Annotated in this window: 4 protein-coding genes and 1 pseudogene; 3 read left to right on the top strand and 2 right to left on the bottom strand. The window is 66.1% G+C overall.

Annotated elements, in window-relative coordinates:
* Positions 1 to 295 precede the first annotated feature (295 nt).
* Both ACFYP3_RS36920 and ACFYP3_RS36915 read right to left on the bottom strand, forming a co-directional pair.
* A complete protein-coding gene (locus ACFYP3_RS36920; protein WP_388842428.1) occupies positions 296 to 544 on the bottom strand; it encodes a type II toxin-antitoxin system RelE/ParE family toxin in 249 nt (82 codons plus the stop codon).
* The gene (locus ACFYP3_RS36915; RefSeq protein WP_388842426.1) at positions 541 to 813 is read right to left on the bottom strand and encodes a type II toxin-antitoxin system Phd/YefM family antitoxin; all 273 of its coding nucleotides are present in this window, start codon (positions 811 to 813) and stop codon (positions 541 to 543) included. The genes ACFYP3_RS36920 and ACFYP3_RS36915 overlap by 4 nt, the downstream gene beginning before the upstream one ends.
* 18 nt (positions 814 to 831) lie before the next feature.
* On the opposite strand from ACFYP3_RS36915, the pseudogene ACFYP3_RS36910 reads away from it, so the two are divergent.
* From ACFYP3_RS36910 to ACFYP3_RS36900, 3 genes and pseudogenes are all read left to right on the top strand, one after another.
* Positions 832 to 1,239, top strand: a pseudogene (locus ACFYP3_RS36910) (transposase family protein); the annotation flags it as partial.
* Positions 1,143 to 1,847 (top strand): ISAs1 family transposase, encoded by a 705-nt coding sequence (locus tag ACFYP3_RS36905; RefSeq protein WP_388842430.1) that lies wholly within the window; start codon positions 1,143 to 1,145, stop codon positions 1,845 to 1,847. The pseudogene ACFYP3_RS36910 and the gene ACFYP3_RS36905, both read left to right, overlap by 97 nt.
* Positions 1,848 to 2,722: 875 nt before the next feature.
* Positions 2,723 to 4,816 carry a ricin-type beta-trefoil lectin domain protein gene (locus ACFYP3_RS36900; protein ID WP_388842424.1) on the top strand — a complete coding sequence of 698 codons (2,094 nt, stop codon included), beginning with the start codon at positions 2,723 to 2,725 and terminating at the stop codon, positions 4,814 to 4,816.
* The last annotated feature ends 378 nt before the right edge of the window (positions 4,817 to 5,194 follow it).

Below are 5,194 nucleotides of genomic sequence, written 5' to 3'. Positions count from 1 at the left end.
CCTCCGCCAGATCCAATACCGCAGCGACATCATCGACGGCTGCCTCACCGGAACGGGGCTCACACTGACGACACCACGACTACAAGCTCAGTAGCGGTCGAGTCGTCGCGGGGCTCCGGGCGGCCAAGTCATTTGAGCCATCGGACGGCGACAAGCTCATAGCCATACCCGGAACCCCCGGGCCCCGACGATCCTACGAATGACCGCCTCAGACAGACCCACGCTTGAAAGGTAGGACAAGCTGAGCGTTGGGGGCGGGGTGCAAGTCCTGCTTCGCACCGGGCGGAACTCGATCTCACGGGCTGAACCCGACGTGCTCGATGTGCAACGTGCGCTGCACATCGTCGATGCGGTACAGGATGCGCCAGCGCCCGACCCGCAGCCGCCGGTGACTCGTCCCCCAAGGGGTGCTCCCTGCCGGCTTGGGATCTGCGGCGAGCATGTCGCTCGCCGCGAAGACCTCTGGGAGTGTGCCGGGGTGTTCCTCCAGGAAGCGAACCGTGGCGTTGACCGCGGCAGGCTCCCACGTAACCGCCCAGGTCATCGGCCGGCGTCACCCGCGGCGGCGGCCCGCTCGAACAGGGCACGCGCGTCCGTGTCAGCAACAGGCGTGGTCTCGGCGCCGAGAGCCCGGTCTCGCTCCAGGCGAGCCAGAGCCAGGGCGTCCTCCATGTCCTCCAGCTCAGCGGGGGAGATCAGGACGGCCGCGGGCTGGCCGCGGTCGGTAAGAACGACACGTTCATGCTGGGCTGCGCGCCGGGCAAGCTCACCGAGCTGGCCGCGAGCCTCCGTGATCGGATATGAGACTGTCATGAATCTACTGTACAGCTAGTGCGCACTTCGGAAGGTCGCCGAGGCCGCCCAAGAGAAAGGTGGCTCACGGGGGCGGATGGGTCCGGCAGGCTGCTGCTCGTGTCGGATCCGGAGTGGGGGATCGGGAAGGGGTTCTCGCCGCCTACCCTTGACCAGTTCCGCGAGTATCCCAAGGTCGTATCCGCTGAGGTCCCGCGCCTGCTGGAGCGGCTGGCCGAGGTACCTGACCCGCGAGACCCACGCGGCGTACGGCACGCTCTGGTTGCCGTGCTCGCGCTGACCGCGTGCGCGGTTCTGGCGGGGGCGACCTCTGTGCTGGCAGTCAGCGAGTGGATCGCCGACGCCCCGCCGCACGTCCTGGAACGCCTCGGCATACGCCTCGACCCGCTGTTCCCGAAGCGGTTCCTGCCTGCGGAAACGACGGTCCGGCGGCTGCTGGCCCGCGTCGACGGCGATGCGCTGGACCGGGCGGTCGGACGCTGGCTCGCCGACCGACGCCCGAAAGCGACAGGGCTGTGTGGCCTCGCAGCGGACGGCAAAAGCCTGCGCGCGGCCAGAGCGAAAGGCCGCAAGATCCACCTGCTCGCCGCACTGGATCACACCACCGGCTGGTCCTGGCCCAGCTGGACGTCGGCGAGAAGACGAACGAGATCACCTGCTTCCAGCCGCTACTGGACACCCTCGCCGACCTGGCAGGAGTCGTCGTCACCAGCGACGCGATGCACACCCAGCGCGAGCACGCCGGCTACCTCCTCGGCCGGGGCGCCCACTACATCGTGATCGTCAAGGGCAACCAGAAGAAGCTGCGCCGGCAGCTCAAGTCCCTTCCCTGGAAAGACATCCCGCTTCAGGGACGCACCCGGGGCATCGGCCACGGCCGCTCGGAGATCCGTCGGATCAAGGTCGCCACCGTGAACAGCCTCCTCTTTCCTGGGGCTCGCCAGGCTGTCCAGATCAAGCGTCGGCGCACCGACCGCAGCACCTGGCACGACCACCGTCAAGACGGTCTACGCCGTCACCAGTCTGACCGCTGAACAGGCCACCGCGGACCGGCTCGCCGAACTCGTCCGCGACCATTGGAAGATCGAGGCCCTGCACCATGTCCGCGACACCACCTTCGCCGAGGACGCCTCCCAGCTGCGGACCGGCAACGCACCCGTGCGATGGCCACCTGGCGCAACTTTGCCATCGCAGCCCTACGCACGGCCGGAGTGAAGAACATCGCAGCCGGCCTCCGCCGCAACGCCCGCGACCCTCGCCGCCCCCTCGCACTCCTCGGCCTCGGATGAACACAAACCGGGCGTCGTGCGACTACGCCGAAGCCCTGGGTAACGCCCAAGTGCCTGCCCGAGGCGAAGAGGCGGTCTGGCCCGCGGCGATCACGCGGACACGAATCCCGACACTTGCGGCGCTCCAGACCATTGTGCTTCCCGGTCCACCGCCCATAGCATCTGTCTCCACCGGACAACCGTGCGGTATGCGGAGGAAGAAAAACACCGCCTCGCCCCGGTACACGGGACCGGCCCCCGCGACACCAAAACCCGGGGTCCACACACATGCGCCCCCATCCGGCGGCCCCAAGGACCAAACCCGCATCGGCCCGACCCACCGTCAACACCCAAGCCCCCACCCGGGCTGCGTGGACCACACCTCCCGCCGGAAAGCCCCGCCCACCACGGGCGACGGGCCCGGAACGACCCGCCCCCGCCCGCACCCAGCCGCCGCCCCGCACCACTACCACCGGCGACCCTCCCCACCAGACCACCAGACCACCAGACCACCAGACCACCAGACCACCAGAAGGCCCCCCGCTGCCCGCCAGCCGGGCCCGCTCACGGCCGCAACACCCACCGCAACGACACAAGGAAGGCACGAACCCGCAACGACACGTGGAAGGCACGCACCCACGATGAACAGCGCCAGAAACGCCAGAATCACCAGAATCATCGGAATCCGGTTACGGCTCACCGCCGCCCTCACCGCCGCCGCCACCCTTGCCGGCACCGGGATCCTCCTCACCGCCACCGCCCACGCGACGGGCGCCCCCAGCGGCGGCGCCACCGGCACCGTGAGCTTCTCGAGTCCGGGCCAGTTCAACAGCGGCCTGAAATGGGACAACAACGACGGATGCAAGCAGGCACTGCCGGGCTCGATATTCCCCCCAACGCCGATCAGCGTGGCCGTCCACAACGACCTGGACGGGGACGTGGAAGTCTACGCAAACACCGTCTGCTCGGGCATGCCCGTGGCCACCGTCCAAGCCGGCGGCGAGAACCTGAATCTGAAGATAACGGGCGGGCTCTCCTTCATGCCCGTGAGCCCCCTCATCACTCGGGACAAGCTCCTGCCACGGCTGCGCAGCGACGCCCCCCTCCCCACCACGACCATCGTCGACCACGCCAGCGGGGCTACAGGCATCGCCCCATACAGCGCCACCGAGAACGCCAGCAGCGAAAGATCCGCCTCACAAAACAATTTCCTTAACACGACGCTGGCAATAAACGGAACCACCGCGACTTACAACGGCGTAAAATACAACATATACAAACCCTTCAAATCATACACCTGGCAGGACAACTTCGTTTATGCCCCAGACGAGAAGGAAACCAACCTGGGGAACCTCTGCAAGGAGGTCAACTGCAAGTTCTATGGCGTGCTGCTGAGCGACAACCCCGCATTCACGACCACCAACCCCACACTCGGAGCAGCGGCAACGAAATACTCGGACTACCCCACGCTGTACCGCTCGGCCACCACGACCGGACATCCGATCAAGGTGACCGAAACGACCACCATCACCAACACCGACACCATCACGACGGGCTTCAAGATCGGCGCCACGCTGGACAGCGGCACCTTGGGGACAGCGAAGGTCGCAGCGACCGGCGAGTACAACTGGTCGGATGCAAAGGCACGCTCGGAGGCGGTCGCCAGCTCGCACGAGGCCGACTACATGAACTCCGCCGGCAGGCAGATCACCGTCGAGTCACACGCGAACGTCGGATGGTACTCCGGCTACCTCCTCATCCCCACGGCGAACCAGCCAGAAAAAGCGAGGTGGTCGACAGAGGCACAGGCCATCCCGGTCCGGATGGCGGTGACAAGCCCGACCGCCCCAAGCCCCTCGGTCTGGCACGCGGTGACCCCCGCCATCACACCCGTCACCACACCCCTCGCACCCACCCCGCTCACCACGAGCCACATCAGCTACAAAATCCACTCCCTGCCCTCAGCCACCACGGCCAACAAATGGCACTGGTTGTGCATGGATGTTCCCAACGGAAATATCACGGCCGGCCAGACTCTCGAAATCGTTGACTACCTCTGCGACGGCCTCGACAACTCCCGCACCAATCCCTCGCAGCGGTTCGTCTTCGCGGACGACGGCACGCTGAAGGTGAATACGAAGGTGGACCGCACCGGCACGTCGTACTGCGTCGACAACGGACTGAGCGTCGGTACGACGACGACGACGACGTCCGACAGCCCTCCCCCCCTCTACCTGTCGACCTGCAACGGCTCCAGCGGACAGAAGTGGAAGCGGTACTCCGACGGAACCATCCGCCCGGACATAATCGCCTTCTCCACCAAGTGCGTCGCCCCACCCACCGTCGCGAGCGGCCAGCCCCTGACCCTCAAGACCTGCAACACACAAGACACCACCCAGAAGTGGCAGTTCGTCCCGGACCAAAACGCGATCACCCTGATCAGCTCCACCCCGAACCCGGACGGCACGACGACTGTCAAGGCACAGTACGTATGCGGCGACCCCTCCATCCGGAAACTGGGCGTGTCTGTGAATTCGGACCACTCCGGGGTGGGCACGCTCGCACCACTGACCTGTGACGGCTGGTTGCGCTCCGCCACTATCCAAGTCACCCCCAACGGAACAAGCATTCCCAGCGGTCTGCGAGCGACGGCAGGGTTCCTGGACCCCAACGAGTACATGGTAGGCAGTTATACGGTGACCGTCGTGTCCAGCTCCCGCACGTACCCCTCCTAATAGACGGACCCAGGCCCGGTACCACGTACACCAACATGACGCGGTACGGGGCCTGAAGTCCTCCCATTACCTAATGGGCGTTGAAGCCGGTGGATCGCTACCCGTTACCCCGCCCTTGAGGCCTTCAAAAAGAGGGCGGCCTCCGGCTTCGACACCTGCGGCGAGGAGGTGTGTTGGGTTAGCTTCCGTGCCCGCCCTACTGCCCGCGCGGTCTGCTACGAGCTGTTCAGTGAGCCTTTTCAGCTGGGCCACCGATCGGGTGACGGCGGAGTGACCGTGGAATGGGCAGAGCCCCAGGGCTGTTGAGCAAGGTGTCTACGCTCAACTCTTCAGCCTTGGGGCTCTGTTGGTTCCCTATCGTGCCGCACTCGATGTCCC

Origin of the sequence: Streptomyces sp. NPDC005533 (assembly GCF_042871845.1) — a bacterium.
Lineage (GTDB): Bacteria > Actinomycetota > Actinomycetes > Streptomycetales > Streptomycetaceae > Streptomyces.
Note: the sequence above shows the minus strand (reverse complement) of the source record. Positions and strands in the feature narration are given on the sequence as shown.